The following is an 18,331-nucleotide window of genomic DNA, read 5'->3' on the forward strand; positions in this document are numbered from 1 at the left end:
GAGGTGTAGAAGAGACAGCCGGTGCCCCGAGGCCCGACGGTGCGCCCGGGCCCGACGGTGCGCCCGGGCCCGACGGAGCGCCACGGCCCGACGGTGCGCCCCGCCCCCGCGGGGGCGGCGTGGCCGAGCACCTCGCGCGCCGCCGTGCCCTGATCGCCTCCGCCGCGGACCCCGCCGACCTGCGCCGCCGGACCTGCGCGGACGCCCTCGAGCGCGCCGCCGCGGCCGGGCCGGACGCCGCCGCGCGCTGGCGCGCGACCGTCGCCGCGCGGTTGCCGGGCCCGGGGTGGCCGGACGGGCGGGTGCTGCTGACGGCGGTGGACGCGGTCACCGGGGAGCCGGTCGTGTTCGACCGGACGAGCGGGGCCGACCTGGTGGACGCGGTCGCGGCGAGCTGCGCCGGCGGGCCCGCGTACCCGGTGGGCGACCGGTGGTTCGTCGACGGCGCGCACCGGCGGGGCGAGAACGCGGACCTGGCCGCCGGCTGCGGGCGGGTGCTCGTGCTCGCGCCGCTGGGCGGGGCGTCGCTGACGCCGCCGGGGTGGCGGCTGGACCTCGCGGCGCAGGTGGCGGACCTGCGTGCGGGCGGCAGCCGGGTCGAGGTCGTCGTGCCGGAGGACCCGGACCTGTTCGGGGAGCGGGCGATGGACCCGGGGCTCCGCCCGGTGGCGGCGCGGGCCGGCCACGCCCAGGGCCGGGCGTCGGCGGCCGCGCTGTCGGCGCTCTGGGGCTGAGCGGCCCGGGCCCCTCAGTCCCCCGCGACGAGCTGGTCCAGCACGTGCCGCGCCAGCCGGCGCTGCTCCGGCGGCTCGTTCGTGACGAGGATCAGCGCCTTCCACACCGCCCACCCGCGGCCGCGGGCCCAGGTCGCGTCGTCGACGCCGAGCCCGGACCGGAACGCCTCCCGGGCGGCGCCGGACAGCCAGGTCCACACCGGGGTCGTGTCGCAGGCGGTGTCGCCGACCGCGGCGCAGCCGAAGTCGAGCACCGCCGACAGCGCGCCGTCGCGGACCAGCAGGTTGTTGACCGAGACGTCGCCGTGCAGCCAGGTCGGCTCGCCGGTGAACGGGGCCGCCAGGGCGTCCCGCCACAGGCCCGCGGCGACGTCCCGCTCCCGCCCGTGCACCCGGTTCAGGATGGCGCCGACCTCGTCGTCCCAGTGCTCCAGCGGCCCGCCGCGGAAGGCGCTGTGCAGGCCCGGCGCGGGGCCGCCGGTCGTGTCGCAGCCGCGCAGGGCCACGAGGAAGCCCGCCAGGTCGGCCGCGAGCCGGACCGGGTCGTCGACCCCGGTCCGCGCGAGCGGGGTGCCCGGCAGCCAGCCGTACACCGACCACGGCGCGGGGAACCGCCCGGACGGCTCGCCGACGGCGCGCACCTCCGGGACGCGCAGGGGGAGGTGCGGCGCGAGCCGGGGGAGCCAGGCCTGCTCCTTGGCCACCTGCGGGACGTAGCCGGGCGCGCTCGGCAGCCGGACGGCGAGGTCGTCGCCGAGCCGGAACATCCGGTGGTCGTTGCCGCCGTGGTCGACGGGACGCAGGGGCAGGTCGGCCCACTGCGGGTGCTGCTCGACGAGCAGGGCGCGCACGAGCTCCGCGTCGATGCGGTCGCCGCGGACCAGGTCGTCGGTGCCGGTGCTCACGCGGGCACGCTACCGGCCGCCGTCCGCCGCGCGTCGCGGTGACCTGCGCTGTAGCATCGCGCCCGCGCCCGCCCCCCGGCAGGCCAGCCGCCCCCCGAACGGAGACCTGACCCGATGCCCGGAGCCGACGCCGCCCGCCTCGCCGAGATCCTGGAGAGCCGGCGCGCCGACATCTCCGCCACCTGGCTCGAGGCGGTCATCACCGAGCTCCGCGGCCGGACCACCCGGTCCGAGGCCGGGCGCGAGCAGGACGAGATCCTCGACGCGCTCGTCGGCGGCCTCCACCAGGGCGGCCTGCGGCTGACCGACCCGGCGTTCGACGGCCTGCGGGGCCTGCTCGCCGACCTGTCGTCGACCCGCGCCCGCCTCGGGTTCACGCCGCGCGAGACCGCCGTGGGCGTGCTCGCGCTCAAGGAGGGGCTGTACGCCCTCGCGGCCGACGAGGCGGGCACCGCGCTCGCCGACCTCATGGCCCTGGTCCGCCTGGTCGACGACCTCGGGCTGTTCACGTTCGAGTCGTTCGCCGCGGCCCGGGAGGCCATCATCGCCGAGCAGGCCGAGCAGCTCCTCGAGCTGTCCACCCCCGTCGTCAAGCTCTGGGAGGGCGTCGTCGCCGTGCCGCTCGTCGGCACCCTCGACTCCGCGCGCACCCAGGTCGTGATGGAGAAGCTGCTCCAGACGCTCGTGGACACCGGCTCCGAGCACGCGATCATCGACATCACCGGCGTCCCGGCCGTCGACACGCAGGTCGCGCAGCACCTGCTGAAGACCGTGGTCGCGGCCCGCCTGATGGGCGCGGAGTGCACGATCTCCGGCATCCGCCCGCAGATCGCGCAGACGATCGTGGCGCTCGGCATCGAGTTCGGGGACATCAGCACGAAGGCGACGCTCGCCGACGCGCTGGTCGCGGCCCTGCGCGCGAACGGCGCCGCCAGGGCGGTGACCGCCTGATGGACGCCGTCCCCATCCTCAAGCTCGGGTCGACGCTGCTGGTCTCCATCCAGGTCGACCTGCAGGACCAGACCGCGCTGCAGCTGCAGGAGGACCTGGCGGAGCGGATCACCCGGACCGGCGCGCGCGGCGTGCTCATCGACATCTCCGGGCTGGAGATCGTCGACTCGTTCATCGGCCGGATGCTGTCGTCGATCGCCGGCATCTCGCGGGTGCTCGACGCGACGACCGTCGTGGTCGGCATGCGGCCCGCGGTGGCGATCACGATGGTCGAGCTCGGCCTGCAGCTCGACGGCGTGCAGACCGCCCTCGACGTCGAGAAGGGGCTGCGGATGCTGCGCCCCGCCGACGCGACCTCGCCGGAGGCCCTGCTGCTCGGGCTCGACGCGGACCGCGCGTGACGGCCGTGGAGCCGGACGCGGCGCAGCGGCTGGCGATCACCACGGACGGCGACGTGGTCCGGGTGCGGCAGGCGGTGCGCGCGCTGGCCCAGGCGGCGCGGCTGTCGCTCGTGGACCAGACCAAGCTGGTCACCGCCGCGAGCGAGCTGGCCCGCAACACCCTGATCTACGGGGGCGGGGGCGAGGCGGTGCTGGCGGAGCTCGCGGACGGGCGGCGCACGGGCGTCCGCGTCGAGTTCCGCGACGACGGCCCCGGCATCCCCGACCTGGACCAGGCGATGACCGACGGCTGGACCAGCGGCAGCGGCCTCGGGCTGGGGCTGTCCGGCGCCCGCCGGCTCGTGGAGCAGTTCAGCATCGACACGGCGCCCGGGCAGGGCACGCGGGTCACCATCGCCTCGTGGTCGCGGTGACCGCGGACGCCACCGTCGAGGACGTCGCCTGGCTCACCGCCGACCACGTGAGCTCGGCCGGCGCCGCCCGCCGCGCGGCGGCCGCCCTCGCGGAGCGCGTGGGCATGGGCGCGGACCGGGTCGGCGAGATCGGCCTCGCGGTCACCGAGCTGACGGCGAACGTGGTGAAGCACGCGGGCTCGGGCGCGGTGCTGCTGCGCCTGCGGCACGCGGCGGCGGGGCCGGTCGTCGAGGTCGTCACGGTGGACTCCGGGCCCGGGATCGGCGACGTCGAGGCGGCCGTGGTCGACGGGACGTCCTCCGCCGGCACCCTGGGCATCGGGCTCGGCGCGGTCGTGCGGATGGCGTCGGCCTGGGACGTGTGGACCCGGCCCGGGGCGGGGACGGTGCTCACGGCCGCGTTCGCGACCGAGGCCGGCGCGCCGGTGCCCGCGCCCTCCGCGGTCGGGCTCACCCGCCCCATGACGGGGCAGGAGGTCTGCGGCGACGCGTACGCGGTCCGCGAGGACGACGGCGTGCGCACCCTGCTGCTGGCGGACGGGCTCGGGCACGGGCCGCTGGCCGCGGTCGCGAGCGCGGAGGCGGTGCGGGCGTTCCGCGCGGCGCCGCCGGCCGGGCCCGCCGACCTGCTGCGCGCGGTGCACCGGGCGCTGGCCGGGACCCGCGGCGCCGCCGCGGCGGTGGCCCGGCTCGCCGGGGACCAGGTGCGGTACGCGGGCGTCGGGAACATCGCGGGCGTCGTGGACGACGGCGCGACCCGGCGGGCGATGATCAGCCACCCGGGCATCGTCGGCGCCCAGGCGCGCACGATCCGGGAGACGACCTACCCGCTGCCGCGCGGCGCCGTCGTGGTCCTGCACAGCGACGGCGTGACCGAGCGGCAGTCCTTCGAGCCGTACCCGGGGCTGCTCGGCCGGTCCCCGCTGGTGACCGCGGCGGTGCTGCTCCGCGACTTCGGCGTGCGGCGCGACGACGCGAGCGTCGTGGTGGCGCGGGCCGGGGCGCCGGCGTGAGCCCGCGGCGCGCGCTGCCGGCGCCCGGCGAGGCGGGGCCGCTGCGCGAGCTCGTCACCGTGGAGATCGTGGGCGAGGGCGACGTCGTCGTGCTGCGCCAGGTCGGCCGGGAGGCGGGCGAGGCGCTGGGCCTCGACCGGCAGGACCAGGTCCGCCTGGCCACGGCGCTGTCCGAGGTGGGCCGCGAGGTGGTCTCCCGCGGCCGCGGCCGCGCGGTGCTGCACGTGACCGAGCCGCCGCACGCCGGGCTGGTGGTGCACGTGCACGGCGCGCTCGGCGCCGGGGTGCCGCACGGCGAGCTCACCGGGGTCGCGGCGGCGGAGCGGCTGCTCGACGGGGTCGAGGTCGTCGACGCTCCGGGCGGACGGGTCGTGGTGCTGCACAAGGTGCTCGCCGACGGCGCGCTGCTCGGCGGCGGGGTCGACCGCGTCCGCGCGGCGCTGTCCCGGCCGCGGTCGGCGGACGCCCTGGGGGAGCTCCGGGTGCAGAACGCCGAGCTGGTCCGGGCGCTCGACGCGCTGGCGGCCCGGGAGGCCGAGCTGGTGCGGACCAACGCGGAGCTGGAGGACACCCACCGCGGCGTCCTGGCGATGTACACCCAGCTCTCCGACGAGCTCGAGGAGACGAACAGCGGCGTCGTCGCCCTGTACGCGGAGCTCGACGAGCGCGGGCGGCAGCTCGCCGCCGCGAACGACGCGAAGACCCGGTTCCTGCGCAGCGTGAGCCACGAGCTGCGCGCGCCGGTGAACTCGATCCTCGGCCTGTCCTCGCTGCTCGCGGACGGCGACCTGGACGCCGACCAGCGCGTGCAGGTGAGCTACCTCGACGCCAGCGCGCGGGCGCTGCTGGGCATGGTGAACGAGCTGCTCGACCTGGCCCGCGCCGAGTCGGGGCGCCAGCACGTGCACCGGGTGCGCGTCGACCTGCCGGCGGTGCTCGCGGAGCTCGCCGGGACCGTGCGGCCCCTGCTCCGCCCGGGCGTGGACCTGCGGGTCGAGGTCGCGGACGACCTCGTGCTGCACACCGACCCGGAGCTGCTGGAGCGGGTGCTGCGGAACCTGCTCACGAACGCGGCGAAGTTCACCGAGCACGGTGCGGTGACGGTGCGGGCGGGCCGGGCGGCCGACGGGCGCGCCGTGGTCGTCGCGGTGGAGGACACCGGCCTGGGCATCGCGGCCGAGCACCTGGGCGAGGTGTTCGAGGAGTTCTTCCAGGTGCCGAACCGGCTGCAGCCGTCGGTGAAGGGGACCGGGCTCGGCCTGCCGTACGCGCGCCGGGTGGCCGAGGCGCTCGGCGGGTCGCTGGAGGTCGCGAGCGAGGTCGGCCGCGGCAGCACCTTCACGCTCACGCTGGGGCGGACCGACGTGCCGACGCTCGGCCGGGTGCTGGTCGTGGACGACGAGGAGCCCAGCCGGGTCGTCCTGCGCGGCCTGCTCGCCGACGCGGCGGCCGAGGTCCTGGAGGCGCGGGACGGGGCCGAGGCGCTGGCGACCCTCGCGGCCGCGAGCGCGCTGCCGGACGTCGTCCTGCTCGACGTGCGGATGCCCGGCACGGACGGGCCCGCGACGCTGGCGGCCATCCGCTCCGACCCGCGGACCGCCGGGCTGCCGGTCGTGCTGATGTCGAGCGCGGAGCCGCCCGTCGCGGACGCGCCGTTCCTCGACAAGGCGGAGCTGGACGCGGCGGGCCTGGCGCGGGCGCTGCGGGCGGCGCGCGGGGTGACCCCGTGACCGCCGCAGCCGAGGACCAGCGGCGCGTGCTGGTCGTCGACGACACCGAGGCGCACCGGTACGTGATGGCGAGCTGGCTGCGTCGCGCCGGCTACGCCGTGACCGAGGCGGGGACCGGCCGGGACGCCCTGGAGCTGGCCGCGGGCCACGACGCGGTCGTCCTCGACGTGAACCTCCCGGACATGTCGGGGTTCGACGTGTGCGAGCGGATCAAGGCGGACGAGTCGACCGCGGTCCCGGTCGTGCACGTCTCCGCGACGTCGATCGACGCGCGGTCCCGCACCTCGGGCCTCCAGCGCGGCGCGGACGCGTACCTCGTCGAGCCGCTCGACCGCGACGAGTTCCTGGTCACCGTCGCGGCGCTCTGCCGGTCGCACGCCGCCCGGCGCGGCATCACCGAGCACGCCCGCCGGCTCGCGGACCTGGCGGCGGCCGTCGTCCCCCTCGCGTCGGCGGGGTCGCTCGACGACCTGGTGGCGCACGCGGCCCACGGCGCGGCGACGGTGTTCGACGCGCCGGTGGTGGTGGTCGCGACGGCCGCCGACGGCATGGCGACCCGGGTCGTGTGCGCCGGCCCGGGCCGGCCGGTGGTCCGCGGCCGCCTGCTGGCCCCCGCCGCCGAGCCGCCCACCGTCGACCCGCACGACCTGCCCGCCGCGGACACCCCCGGCGTGTGGCGCGAGATGCTCGACCGCGCCGGGGTCGACGTGACCGCGTGGCACGTGTCGCCGCTCACCGACGCGGCCGGGCGGCTGATCGGCGGCTTCGCGGTCGCGACCCCGGAGCCGTTCGGCGAGGAGGAGCGCGACCTCGTGCTGCAGCTGCGCGCCGCGCTGACCGGCGCGCTGGCCACCCTGCGGTCCTACGCCCAGGAGCACCTGGTCGCGCTGACGCTGCAGCGCTCGATGCTGCCGCACACGCTGCCGGCCCCGGCGGGGGTGCGGATGGCCGCGCGGTACAGCGCGTCGGACGCGCAGCTCAGCGTCGGCGGCGACTTCTACGACGCGGTGGACCTGCCCGACGGCCGGGTCGCCGTGGTGATCGGGGACGTGCAGGGGCACTCGCTGCGCGCGGCGACGGTGATGGCGCAGCTGCGGTTCTCGCTCGCCGCCTACCTCCTGGAGGGCCACCCGCCCGCCCGGGCGCTCGACCTGCTGAACACGCTGCTGCGCCGCACCCACCCCGAGCTCGTCACGGTGTGCGTCGCGGTGCTGGACCTGCGGGACGGGACGATCGAGGTCGCCAACGCCGGCCACCTGCCGCCGCTGCTCGTCACCGCGTCGGGCGCGCGCTACCTGCACGCGACGTCGCCGCTGCTCGGCGTGCCCACGCCGGGGGAGCGCGCGGTGGCCCGGGTGGCGACGGACGGGCCGTGCACCCTGGTCCTGGTGACGGACGGGCTGCTCGAGCGCCGGTCCGGCCACCTGCGCGACGCGCTGGACGCGATGGCCGCGGTGGCGGCGGAGGTCGGGACCCTGGAGCCGGACGACCTGTGCGACGTGCTGCTGCGCCGGTTCGACAACGCCGACCAGGACGACGACGTGGCCGTGCTGGCGGTGCACCTCACCGGCGAGCGCCCGCCGGCCTGACCCCGCGACCGGCCTGACCCCGCGACCGGCCTGCCCCCGCGCGCCGGCTGCCCCCGCGCGCCGGCTCAGCGGGCGGGCCGGTGCCGCTCCGGCGCCCCGTCGCGCGCCAGGGCCAACCAGTCGGCCAGCGCCTCGTCGGTCGCGACCGCCGCCGCGTCGATCGTCAGCCATCCCCGGCCCATCGTCCGCCCGCCCATCCGGGAGGGTGCGGCGCCCGGGCGTGCGGCGAGCTCGTCGTGGCGCTCCGACGCGACCCGGACGAGCAGGTCGCCGCTGCCGCGCGCGCTCGCGATCATCGCGTCGCCGAGGAAGAACGACACGCCGCCGAACATCGGCCGGTCCGACACCTCGTCGGGGTCGGCCGGCTCTCCCGGGTCGCGGGGCCCTGCCGGCTCGCCGGCCCCGGCGGTGCCGGCGAGCAGGGCGCGGACGCGGGCGGCGAGGTCGTCGGGCACGGCGGTCGCTCCCCGGGGGCGCTCGGGCGGGTGGGGGCGGCCGCGGCGCGGCACCGCCGTGTGCGTGGGTCCGGCGTCGTCCGCCGCCGCGGTCGGGCGCAGACCGCCCGGTCCCTCGACGAACGCCTCACCGGTCACGGGGCAGTGCCAGCGGCCCGGGCCGTCGGGGACGAGCCGCTCGCCGGTGCGCCCGACCCAGCCGACCCGGCGCGCGGGCACGCCGGCGACCAGCGCGTGGTCCGGCACGTCCCGCGTCACGACCGCGCCCGCCGCGACCAGGGCCCACCGCCCGACCACGACCGGCGCCACGCACACCGCCCGCGCCCCGACCGAGGCCCCCGCGCGCACGGTGACCCCGACGGCCTCCCAGTCCGCGGCCGCCTTGGGCGTCCCGTCGGGGTTGACCGCCCGCGGGTGCAGGTCGTTGGTGAGCACCGCCGCGGGCCCGACGAACGCGCCGTCCTCCAGCACGGCGGGCTCGTACACGAGGGCGTGGTTCTGGATCTTGCACCGGTCGCCGACCCGGACGCCCGGCCCGAGGTACGCGCCGCGGCCGACGACGCAGTCCGCGCCGACGACGGCGTCCTCGCGGAGCTGGGCGAGGTGCCACACCCGGGTGCCCGGGCCGACCGACGCGCGGGGGTCGACGTCGGCGCCGGGGGCGACCACGGGCGCGGCGATGACCTCGGGGTCCTGGCTGGCGTCCACGCGGCCTCCCGGCGCCGCCCGCCCGGGCCGGACGGGGCGACCCTCCGGACCATACGCACGGCCCGCGCGCCGCGGAGCCGTGACAGCGGGTGAGAAATGTCCGTTATGCGTGACATGTCCGAATCGGGCTCGCCAGACTACGGCTACGTCATGAGGAGGCGAGCCGCCATGGCAGATCCGCTACGGGTCGCGGTGATCGGCGCGGGGTACTGGGGCCCTCACCTGGCCCGGAACTTCCGTGCGTCGGCGGACTGGGACCTGGTCGCCGTGTGCGACCGGGACGAGGAGCGCGCGCGCCGGGTGGTCGGCGGGCGCAGCACCGTCGAGGTCGTCACCGACGCGGCCGAGGTGCTCGGCCGGGCCGACCTGGACGCGGTCGCCGTGGCCACGCCCGCGGCCACGCACGCCGGGATCGTGCTCGCCGCGCTCGACGCCGGGAAGCACGTGCTGGTCGAGAAGCCGATCGCGGCGAACGGCGCGGAGGCGCGGCGGATGGTCGCGCGCGCCGCCGAGGTCGGCCGGGTGCTCATGGTGGACCACACGTTCTGCTACACCCCGGTCGTCCGGGCGATCCGGGACCTGGTCGCCGACGGCTCGCTCGGCGACCTGCACTTCGTGGACTCGGTGCGGATCAACCTCGGGCTGGTGCAGCCGGACGTCGACGTGTTCTGGGACCTCGCCCCGCACGACCTGTCGGTCCTGGACTTCGTCGTCCCGGGCGGGCTGGTGCCGACCGGCGTCGCGGCGCAGGGCGGCGACCCGCTCGGCGTCGGCCGCTCGTGCGTCGGCTACCTCACCCTGCCGCTCGCCGGCGGGGCCCTGGCGCACCTGCACGTCAACTGGCTGAGCCCGACCAAGATCCGGCAGATGGTCGTCGGGGGCAGCCGGCGCACGCTGGTCTGGGACGACCTGGCGCCCCAGCAGCGGCTCACCGTCTACGACCGGGGGGTCGACCCGGGGGAGAGCCTGCCCGACCGGGCGACCGCGCGGGTGTCCTACCGGCTCGGCGACGCCTGGTCGCCGGCGCTCCCGGAGCGCGAGGCCCTGGCCGCCGTGGTCGAGGAGCTCGCCGCGGCCGTGCGCGGGCGCCGCGCGCCGCTCACCGACGGGCACGCCGGGCTGCGGGTGCTCGACGTGCTGGAGTCCGCCTCGCTCAGCCTGTCCGACGGCGGCCGGCTCGTCCCGGTCGCGCGCGGCGAGCTCGTCGGCGCCGGGCCGAAGGGCCGCCGGCGGTGACCGCGCTGGCGGGCGCCCGCGTCGTGGTGACGGGCGGGGCGGGCACGGTCGGGTCGACCCTGGTGGACCAGCTGCTGGCCGCCGGTGCGGGCCGGGTCGTGGTGCTGGACGACCTGTCGCGGGGCCGCCGGGAGAACCTGGCCGGCGCCCTGGAACCGGGCCGGGTCGACCTGGTGGTGGGCGACCTGCGCGACCGGGACGTGGTGCACGACGTCGTGCGCGGGGCGGACGTGGTCTTCCACCAGGCCGCCCTGCGGATCACGCAGTGCGCCGAGGAGCCGCGGCTGGCGCTCGAGGTGCTGGTCGACGGCACGTTCACCGTGCTGGAGGCCGCCGCCGGGCACGGCGTCGGGAAGGTGGTCGCGGCGTCGAGCGCGTCGGTGTACGGCGCGGCGGAGGAGTTCCCCACCGGCGAGCGGCACCACCACCACAACAACGACACCTTCTACGGCGCCGCCAAGTCGTTCACCGAGGGGATGGCCCGGGCGTTCCGGTCGACCCACGGCCTGGACACCGTGATGCTCCGGTACTTCAACGTGTACGGGCCCCGGATGGACGTGCACGGGCGGTACACCGAGGTGCTGGTGCGCTGGATGGAGCGGATCGCGGACGGGCTGCCGCCGCTGGTGTTCGGCGACGGGCGGCAGACCATGGACTTCGTGCACGTGCGCGACGTCGCGCGGGCGAACGTGCTCGCGGCGACGTCCGGTGTGGTCGAAGGCGCGTACAACGTGGCGAGCGGCACCGAGACGTCGCTGCTCGAGCTCGCCGAGGCGCTGCTGCGGGTCATGGGCAGCGACCTCGCGGTGGAGCACGGTCCCGAGCGGGCGGTCAACGGGGTGCCGCGGCGGCTGGCGGACACCGCGGCGGCGCGGCGCGACCTCGGGTTCGTCGCGGAGGTCGGGCTGGAGCAGGGGCTGCGCGAGCTCGTCGACTGGTGGCGGCCCCGGCGCGCGGACGTCGCGGCGGGGCGCACGTCGGCCGGCCGGTCGTCGGCGGGTCCGGCGGTGGCGCCGTGACCACGCTGCACGTGATGCGCCCGTGGCTCGGCGCCGAGGAGGTCGCCGCGGTCACCGAGGTGCTCGCCTCCGGCTGGGTGGCCCAGGGACCGCGGGTGGCCGCGTTCGAGGACGCGTTCGCGGCGTCGCAGCGGGCCGGCCACGCGGTCGCCCTGTCGTCGTGCACGGCCGCCCTGCACCTGGCGCTGGTCGTCGCCGGGGTCGGGCCGGGCGACGACGTGGTGGTGCCGTCGTTCTCGTTCGTCGCGACGGCCAACGCGGTGGTGCACGCGGGCGCCCGGCCCGTGTTCGCCGACGTCGACCCGGCCACGGGCAACGTCACCGCGGCGACGGTCGCCGAGGCGCTGACCGCGCGCACCGCGGCGGTGGTCGCGGTCGACCAGGCCGGCGTTCCGGTCGACCTCGACGCCGTGCGGGCGCTCACCGACCCGCTCGGGATCGTGGTGGTCGAGGACGCCGCGTGCGCCGCCGGGTCGACCTACCGCGGGCTGCCGGTCGGCGCCCGGGCGGAGGTGGCGGCGTGGTCGTTCCACCCGCGCAAGGTCCTCACCACCGGCGAGGGCGGGATGCTCACCACGGGCCGCGCCGACTGGTCCGACCGGGCGCGCCGGCTGCGGGAGCACGCGATGAGCGTGTCCGCCGCCGACCGGCACGGCGCCGTGCTCGCGCCGCCCGAGGAGTACCTCGAGGTCGGGTTCAACTACCGGATGACGGACCTGCAGGCGGCCGTCGGCCTGGTGCAGCTCGGCCGGCTGCCGGAGGCGGTCGCCCGGCGCCGCGCCCTCGCGGCGGCGTACGCGGCGGAGCTGGCGGATCTGCCCGCGCTGCGCCCGGTGGGCGACCCGCCGTGGGGGACGGGCAACTTCCAGTCGTACTGGGTCGAGGTGCTCCCCGGGTCGCCGGTCGACCGGGACGGGCTGCTCGCGCGGCTGGCCGCGGCGGACGTGTCCGCGCGCCGCGGGATCATGGCCGCGCACCGGCAGCCCGCCTACGCCGGCGGCGACCACGGCGGGGCGCCGCTCCCCGGCACCGAGCGCCTGACGGACCGGACCCTGATCCTGCCGCTGTTCCACGAGATGACCGGGTCCGAGCAGAGCCGGGTCGTGGACGTCCTGCGGGCGGCGGTCCGGTGACCGCCGGTGGCCGGCCGCTGGTGCTCGTCGGGGCCGGCGGGCTGGCGCGCGAGGTGCTCGCGGTGGTCCGCCGGCACGGGCCGTACGAGGTGGTCGGGGTGCTGGACGACGACCCGGCGGCGCGCGGCCGCGACGTCGGCGGGGTGCCGGTGCTGGGCGGGCTGCGGGCGCTCGCCGGGCTCCCGGACGCGGCGGTGCTCGCCTGCGTGGGCCACGGGCGGGCGCGCGCGGGCCTGGTCACCCGGCTCGCCGCCGCCGGCGTCGGCCCCGACCGGTGGGCGACGGTGGTGCACCCGTCCGTCGAGGTGCCCGACGGCTGCACGGTCGGCGCCGGCTCGGTGCTCCTGGCCGGGGTCGTGCTGACCGCGGACGTCCGGGTCGGTCGGCACGTGGTCCTCATGCCGCACGTGACCCTCACGCACGACGACGAGGTGCGGGACGCCGCCACGCTCGCCGCGGGGGCGACGCTCGGCGGCCGGGTGCGGGTCGGACCGCGCGCCTACCTCGGGATGCGCTCGGCCGTGCGGGAGCGGGTCCGGGTGGGTGCCGGCGCGACCCTCGGCATGGGTGCGGTGCTGCTGACGGACCTGCCGGACGACGAGACCTGGGCGGGCGTGCCGGCGCGCCCCCTGCACCGGGCGGCGGACGGGCACGCGCACGGGGCCGGGGCGCGCGGGACCCAGGAGGACGGGACGGCGGTGCGCGCATGAGGATCCCCCTGGTCGACCTGGCCGCCCAGCAGGCGGAGGTGCACGAGGAGGTGCGCGCCGGGCTGGACGAGGTGTTCGCGACCGCCGCGTTCGTCGGCGGCCCCGCGGTCCGGCGGTTCGAGGCCGGCTACGCGGCGGCGGTCGGGGCGCGGCACTGCGTCGGCGTCGCGAACGGCACCGACGCGCTCGAGCTCGCGCTGCGCGCCGTCGGCGTCGGGCCGGGCGCCGAGGTGGTGCTGCCGGTCAACACGTTCATCGCCACCGCCGAGGCCGTGTCGCGGATCGGCGCGGTCCCGGTGCTCGTCGACGTCGACCCGGCGCACCTGCTCGTCGACCCCGCGGCCGTGCGCGCCGCCGTCGGCCCGCGCACCGCCGCCGTCCTGCCGGTGCACCTGTTCGGCCAGGTGGCACCGGTGGAGGAGCTCGCGAAGATCGCGGCGGACGCCGGGGTCCCGCTGGTCGAGGACGCGGCGCAGGCGCAGGGGGCCCGGCGGAACGGCCGCCCCGCGGGGGCGCTGGGGCTGGTGGCGGGCACGAGCTTCTACCCGGGCAAGAACCTCGGGGCGGCGGGCGACGCCGGTGCCGTCACCACGGACGACGCCGAGGTCGCGCACCGGGTGCGCGCGCTCGCCGGGCACGGCAGCACGCAGAAGTACCGGCACGACGTCGTCGGGATGAACTCGCGGCTCGACACGGTCCAGGCGGTGGTCCTGGAGGCCAAGCTGCGGCGGCTCGCCGGCTGGAACGAGCGCCGGCGCGCGGCAGCGGCCCGGTACGACGCGCTGCTCCGGGACCTGCCCGGGGTGCAGCCGCCGCGGACGGACCCGGCGAACGAGGACGCCTGGCACCTCTACGTCGTGCAGGTGGCGGACCGCGACCGCGTGCTGGCCGCGCTCCAGGCGGCGGGCGTCGGCGCGGGCGTGCACTACCCGGTGCCCGTGCACCTGACCGGGGCCTACCGGCACCTCGGGCTCGGGCGCGGCGCCTTCCCGGTGGCCGAGACCGCGGCGGACCGGATCCTGTCGCTCCCGATGCACCCGCACCTGACCGCGGCGCAGCAGGAGGAGGTCGTCGAGGTGCTCGGGAGGGCGGTCGCGTGAGGATCCTCGTCTACCCGGGCGTGATGGAGGTCGGCGGCAGCCAGCTCAACGCCGTCCAGCTTGCGCACGAGGTCGCGCGGGCCGGGCACGACGTGCTGATGTTCGGGCCGGACGGCGACCTGGTGCCGCTCGTGGGCGCCCTGGGGCTGGAGTACGTGCGCGCTCCCCGGGAGGGCCGGTGGCCGTCCCCGCGGAACATGGCCGCGCTGCGCCGGCTCGTGGTCGACCGCGGCGTCGACGTGGTGCACGGGTACGAGTGGGGCCCCTCGGTCGACCTCGCGTTCGGCCCGCACCGCCGGCTCGGCACGCCGCTGGTCACGACCGTGCTCTCGATGGACGTGCCCGACCACGTCCCGCGGCACGAGCCGCTGGTCGTCGGGACCCGGCGGCTGCAGGAGCAGCAGCGGGGCCTCCGCGACCGGGTGCACCTGATCGAGCCGCCCGTCGACACCGAGCGGGACGCCCCCGGCGCCGCGGGGCCGGACGCGCGGGCGCGGCTCGGGCTGGACCGCGGCGACCTCGTGCTGTCCGTCGTCGGACGGCTCTCGACCGACCTGGGCAAGGCGGACGGGGTGGTCGCGGCGATCGAGGTGGCCGGCCGGCTGGCGTCCGGGCCGGCGGCGCGGGACCGGGCGGCCGCGGGTGCCGGTCCGCTGCGGCTGGTCGTCGTCGGGACGGGCCCCGAGCAGGCGCGGGTGGCCGCCCGCGCGGACGCCGTGAACGCCGCCGCCGGCGAGCAGGTGGTGCTCGTGACCGGCCAGCTCCTCGACCCGCGCGCGGCGTACGACGCGGCGGACGTGGTCCTCGGCATGGGCTCGTCCGTCCTGCGCGGCATGGCGTTCGGCAAGCCGGTGGTCGTCCAGGGCGACCGCGGCGCGTGGCGCGCGCTGACCCGCGACACGCTCGCCGGCTTCCTGCACGACGGCTGGTTGAGCGAGGGCCCCGGGGACGGCGCCGACCTGGAGCGGGAGCTGACGCCGCTGCTCGCGGACCCCGGCCTGCGCGCGCAGCGCGGCGCGCTCGGGCGGGGCGTCGTGGTCGACGCGTACGGCCTGGCCTCGGCGGGGCGCCGCCAGGAGGCCGTGTACGCCGACGCGCTCGCGACCCGGCCCAGCGAGTCGGTCCGCCGGGAGGCGCTGGCGCGGTGCGCGGTGGACGTGGCCAAGTTCAAGGCGTCGCTCGCGCGGCAGCGGGCGGCGGCCGCCGCCCGCGCGCGGGCCGGGTCGGTGGCCGGCCCCCGCGGCGGGCCCGGGCGGCGGGCCACGGCGGGCGTGCCGGGCGGGGCGGGCGCGCCGGGCGGGGCGGGCGCCGGGGCGCCCGACGGGGCGCCGCAGCGCGAGGGTGCGCGGTGACGGCGCCGACGGGGCTCGGCCGCCAGGTCGGGCGCGGGATCGCGTGGGGCAGCGCGGGGAGCGTCGTGCTGCGGTTCGGGAACGTGCTGGTCGGCATCGTGCTCGCCCGGCTGCTCGCGCCCGAGGACTTCGGCGTGTTCGCGATCGCGCTGGCGGTGCAGGGCGTGCTCGTGACCGTCGTGGACCTCGGCCTGAGCGCGGACCTGGTCCGGGCGGGCGAACCCCGCCGCCTCGAGCCCACCGTCGCGACGATCAGCCTGGTGCTCGGCGCGCTGCTGGCCGGGGCGATGGCGGCGACCGCCGAGCCCGTGGCGCGGGCCCTGGGCAGCGACCGGGCCGCACCGGTGATCGCGGTGCTGGCGGCCACCCTGGTGGTGTCCGCCGCCGGCGTGGTGCCCTACGCGCGGCTCCAGCGGGGCTTCCACCAGCGGGAGATCTTCGCGTCCGGGCTGGTCGACCTCGTGGTCGGCACCGTGGTCACGGTGCTGCTGGTGCGCGCGGGCTGGGGGCCGATGGCCCTCGCGGTGTCCCGGCTCGTGGCCCAGCCCGCGGCGACCGCGGCGCAATTCCTGCTCAGCCGCACGGTGCCGCGGTTCGGGTACGACCCCGCGCTGGCACGCGGGGCCATCGCCTACGGGGCGCCGCTCGCCGGGGCGAACCTGCTGTCGATCGCCCTGCTCGCCGTCGACAAGGTGGTGCTCGCGCGCGGCGCCGGCGAGGTCGCGCTGGGGTACTACGTCCTGGCGTTCAACGTGGCGAGCTGGCCGATGACGGTGATCGGGCAGACGGTGCGGCCCGTCGCCCTCGCCGCGTTCGCGCGGCTGGACGGGCGCGGGGCGACGGGCGCGGGGGCGGCGGGCGGCGGCGGGGACGGCGGCGGGCGGGGCGGCGACGGCGGCGGGGACGGCGGGCTCGCGCTCGCCACGCGGCTCACCTGGGCGGCGGCCGTCCCCGTGGCGTGCCTGCTGGGCGCGCTCAGCCTGCCCGTCGTCACGCTGCTGTACGGCGCGCGGTGGGCGCCGGCCGCCGGCGCGCTGGCCGCGCTGGCGGCGTTCGGCGCGCTGCGGGTGCTGTTCGACCTGCTCGCGACGTACCTGATCGCGCGCGGGGCGACCCGGCCGGTGCTGGGGGTGCAGGTCGCCTGGCTGGTCGCGCTCGTGCCGGCGGTCGTCGTCGGGGCGCGGCTCGGCGGCTCGGCCGGGGTCGGCTGGGCGCACGTGGTCGTGGCGGGGGTCGTGGTGCTGCCGCTGTACCTCGTCGCCGTCCGGCGCAGCGGCGCGGACCTGCGGGCGCTGGCGCGCGCCACCTGGCTGCCGCTCGCGGCCGCGGGGCCGACCGTCGCCGCCGCGGTGCTCGTGTCGCGGCAGGTCGGGGGGCCGCTCGCGGCGCTCGCCGCCGGGGGGACCGCGGGGGCGCTCGTCTACGTGGCGGTGGCCGGGCGCCCGCTGCTGCGGGACCTCCGGGCGGCGCGCGCGGTTCGGGCGGTCGGGGCGGACGGGGCGGACGACGCGGTGGGCGACGGGGCGGACGGCGACACGGGTGGCGCAGCGGCCCGGGCGGTGGGCGGCGCGGCGGTCGGCGCGGTCGAGGGCGCGACAGGCGGCGCCGGGGTCGCGGTCGCGGGCGTCGCGGCCGCTGCGCCCGCCGCCGCCCCGGTCGTCCCCGGGGACCCGGGCCGCGTCCCGTGACCGCCCCCGCCGGCCCGCTCACGCGCACGGTGCACGTGCGCCCCCGCGCGGTGCCCACCGAGGACGCCACGGTCACGGTCGTGATCCCGTGCCACGACTACGCGCGCTACCTCCCGGCCGCGGTCGGCAGCGCCCTGTCCCAGGCGGGTGTCCGGGTCGACGTGGTCGTGGTCGACGACGCGTCCACCGACGACTCCCTGGCGGTCGCCGGCCGGCTCGCCGCCGCCGACCCGCGCGTGGCGGTCCTGGCGCACGCGCGCAACCGGGGTCCGGTGGCGACGTTCAACGACGGGCTCGCCCGCGCCACGGGGGAGTTCCTGGTGCGGCTCGACGCCGACGACCTGCTGACGCCCGGCTCCCTGGCCCGCTCGGTGGCCGTCGCCCGCGCGTACCCGTCGGTGGGCCTGGTCTACGGGCACCCGGTGCACTTCGCCGGCGAGCCGCCCCGCACCGCGCGCACCCGCGCCCGCCGGTGGACCGTCTGGCCCGGCCGGCGGTGGCTCGCCGACCGGTGCGCCGACGGGTACAACGTCATCACGTCGCCGGAGGTGCTCATGCGCGGGTCGGTGGTCGCGGCGGTCGGCGGGCAGCGCCCCCTCGCCCACGCGCACGACATGGAGATGTGGCTGCGGCTCGCGGCGCACGCGGACGTCGCGCACGTCGGCGGCGCCGACCAGGCGTGGCACCGCGAGCACGCCGCGAGCCTGTCCGCCCGCGAGGTCGACGACGCGACGGACTTCCGGGAGCGGGTGGCGGCGTTCGCCGAGCTCGCGGCCGCCGGGACCGCCGGCCTGCCCGAGCGGGACGCCCTCGCCGCCGCGGCGCGCCGGGCGCTGGTCCGGCAGGCGCTGCGCGCGTGCCGGTACGAGGTCGACCGCGGGCGCCGGGACCCGGACCGGGTGCGGCGGCTGATGGCGGAGGCACTGCTGGTCGCGCCGGGGCTCGCGGGTCCGTGGCGGCGGCTGGACGCGGCGCTCGACGCGGAGCCGGGGGCGGTCGGCCGGGCGACGGGGCTGGCGCGGGCGGTGCGGGTGCGCGCCGACGACCTGCGGCGCGGGCGGCGCTGGGCCCGCACCGGGACCTACACCCGGGACGGGGCGCGCGGCGCCCCGCCGGTGCCCGGGGAGCCACCGGGAGCGGGTGCGCCCGGCGCGGGTCCGCGGTGGGCGGCGGCCGGCGGCCCCTCGGCCGCTG

17 protein-coding genes and 1 pseudogene are annotated in these 18,331 nt (G+C 78.6%); 15 read left to right on the top strand and 3 right to left on the bottom strand.

Translation table 11 applies throughout. The features are described from left to right. Positions 1-119 precede the first annotated feature (119 nt). Positions 120-734 carry a patatin-like phospholipase family protein gene (locus AC3WUG_RS17385; protein WP_492328811.1) on the top strand — a complete coding sequence of 205 codons (615 nt, stop codon included), beginning with the start codon at positions 120-122 and terminating at the stop codon, positions 732-734. Positions 735-748: 14 nt separating this feature from the next. Here the strand turns inward: AC3WUG_RS17385 and AC3WUG_RS17390 are convergent, their stop codons facing one another. Next, a complete protein-coding gene (locus AC3WUG_RS17390; RefSeq protein WP_492328812.1) occupies positions 749-1,639 on the bottom strand; it encodes an aminoglycoside phosphotransferase family protein in 891 nt (296 codons plus the stop codon). Positions 1,640-1,753: 114 nt separating this feature from the next. On the opposite strand from AC3WUG_RS17390, the gene AC3WUG_RS17395 reads away from it, so the two are divergent. From AC3WUG_RS17395 to AC3WUG_RS17420, 6 genes are read left to right on the top strand one after another with little or no spacing between them, the layout of a single operon-like run. Further along, the gene (locus AC3WUG_RS17395; protein WP_492328813.1) at positions 1,754-2,590 is read left to right on the top strand and encodes an STAS domain-containing protein; all 837 of its coding nucleotides are present in this window, start codon (positions 1,754-1,756) and stop codon (positions 2,588-2,590) included. Beyond that, positions 2,590-2,991 carry an STAS domain-containing protein gene (locus tag AC3WUG_RS17400; RefSeq protein ID WP_492328814.1) on the top strand — a complete coding sequence of 134 codons (402 nt, stop codon included), beginning with the start codon at positions 2,590-2,592 and terminating at the stop codon, positions 2,989-2,991. The genes AC3WUG_RS17395 and AC3WUG_RS17400 overlap by 1 nt, the downstream gene beginning before the upstream one ends. Continuing rightward, entirely contained in the window at positions 2,988-3,404 is a 417-nt protein-coding gene (locus tag AC3WUG_RS17405) for an anti-sigma regulatory factor (RefSeq protein WP_492328815.1), read from the top strand. Before AC3WUG_RS17400 ends, AC3WUG_RS17405 begins: the two co-directional genes overlap by 4 nt. After that, complete coding sequence (locus AC3WUG_RS17410) at positions 3,392-4,417, top strand: ATP-binding protein (protein ID WP_492328816.1); 1,026 nt, start codon at positions 3,392-3,394, stop codon at positions 4,415-4,417. The genes AC3WUG_RS17405 and AC3WUG_RS17410 overlap by 13 nt, the downstream gene beginning before the upstream one ends. Then, positions 4,414-6,147, top strand: coding sequence for an ATP-binding response regulator (locus AC3WUG_RS17415; RefSeq protein WP_492328817.1), 1,734 nt, complete (start codon positions 4,414-4,416; stop codon positions 6,145-6,147). The genes AC3WUG_RS17410 and AC3WUG_RS17415 overlap by 4 nt, the downstream gene beginning before the upstream one ends. Beyond that, positions 6,144-7,736 (top strand): SpoIIE family protein phosphatase, encoded by a 1,593-nt coding sequence (locus AC3WUG_RS17420; RefSeq protein ID WP_492328818.1) that lies wholly within the window; start codon positions 6,144-6,146, stop codon positions 7,734-7,736. Before AC3WUG_RS17415 ends, AC3WUG_RS17420 begins: the two co-directional genes overlap by 4 nt. Positions 7,737-7,801: 65 nt before the next feature. On the opposite strand, the gene AC3WUG_RS17425 is transcribed toward AC3WUG_RS17420, so the two are convergent. Both AC3WUG_RS17425 and AC3WUG_RS17430 read right to left on the bottom strand, forming a co-directional pair. Next, entirely contained in the window at positions 7,802-8,245 is a 444-nt protein-coding gene (locus AC3WUG_RS17425; protein WP_492328826.1) for a TfoX/Sxy family protein, read from the bottom strand. Between the two features lie 45 nt (positions 8,246-8,290). Continuing rightward, positions 8,291-8,872 (bottom strand): annotated as a pseudogene (locus tag AC3WUG_RS17430) (acyltransferase); the annotation flags it as partial. Positions 8,873-9,067: 195 nt separating this feature from the next. On the opposite strand from AC3WUG_RS17430, the gene AC3WUG_RS17435 reads away from it, so the two are divergent. The 8 genes from AC3WUG_RS17435 to AC3WUG_RS17470 all read left to right on the top strand — a co-directional run. Further along, positions 9,068-10,135, top strand: coding sequence for a Gfo/Idh/MocA family protein (locus AC3WUG_RS17435; RefSeq protein ID WP_492328819.1), 1,068 nt, complete (start codon positions 9,068-9,070; stop codon positions 10,133-10,135). Beyond that, positions 10,132-11,154 (top strand): NAD-dependent epimerase/dehydratase family protein, encoded by a 1,023-nt coding sequence (locus tag AC3WUG_RS17440; RefSeq protein WP_492328820.1) that lies wholly within the window; start codon positions 10,132-10,134, stop codon positions 11,152-11,154. Before AC3WUG_RS17435 ends, AC3WUG_RS17440 begins: the two co-directional genes overlap by 4 nt. Positions 11,155-11,168: 14 nt before the next feature. After that, complete coding sequence (locus AC3WUG_RS17445) at positions 11,169-12,287, top strand: DegT/DnrJ/EryC1/StrS family aminotransferase (RefSeq protein WP_492328827.1); 1,119 nt, start codon at positions 11,169-11,171, stop codon at positions 12,285-12,287. Further along, positions 12,284-12,997, top strand: coding sequence for a NeuD/PglB/VioB family sugar acetyltransferase (locus AC3WUG_RS17450; protein WP_492328821.1), 714 nt, complete (start codon positions 12,284-12,286; stop codon positions 12,995-12,997). Before AC3WUG_RS17445 ends, AC3WUG_RS17450 begins: the two co-directional genes overlap by 4 nt. Next, complete coding sequence (locus AC3WUG_RS17455) at positions 12,994-14,097, top strand: DegT/DnrJ/EryC1/StrS family aminotransferase (protein WP_492328822.1); 1,104 nt, start codon at positions 12,994-12,996, stop codon at positions 14,095-14,097. The genes AC3WUG_RS17450 and AC3WUG_RS17455 overlap by 4 nt, the downstream gene beginning before the upstream one ends. After that, a complete protein-coding gene (locus AC3WUG_RS17460) occupies positions 14,094-15,449 on the top strand; it encodes a glycosyltransferase family 4 protein (RefSeq protein WP_492328823.1) in 1,356 nt (451 codons plus the stop codon). Before AC3WUG_RS17455 ends, AC3WUG_RS17460 begins: the two co-directional genes overlap by 4 nt. Next, complete coding sequence (locus AC3WUG_RS17465) at positions 15,446-17,137, top strand: oligosaccharide flippase family protein (RefSeq protein ID WP_492328824.1); 1,692 nt, start codon at positions 15,446-15,448, stop codon at positions 17,135-17,137. Before AC3WUG_RS17460 ends, AC3WUG_RS17465 begins: the two co-directional genes overlap by 4 nt. Beyond that, positions 17,134-18,331, top strand: a 1,198-nt coding sequence (locus tag AC3WUG_RS17470) for a glycosyltransferase family 2 protein (protein WP_492328825.1), incomplete at its 3' end; no start/stop codon positions are given. The genes AC3WUG_RS17465 and AC3WUG_RS17470, both read left to right, overlap by 4 nt.

The organism is Cellulomonas sp. EB106-03-03-XG116 (genome assembly GCF_058792015.1).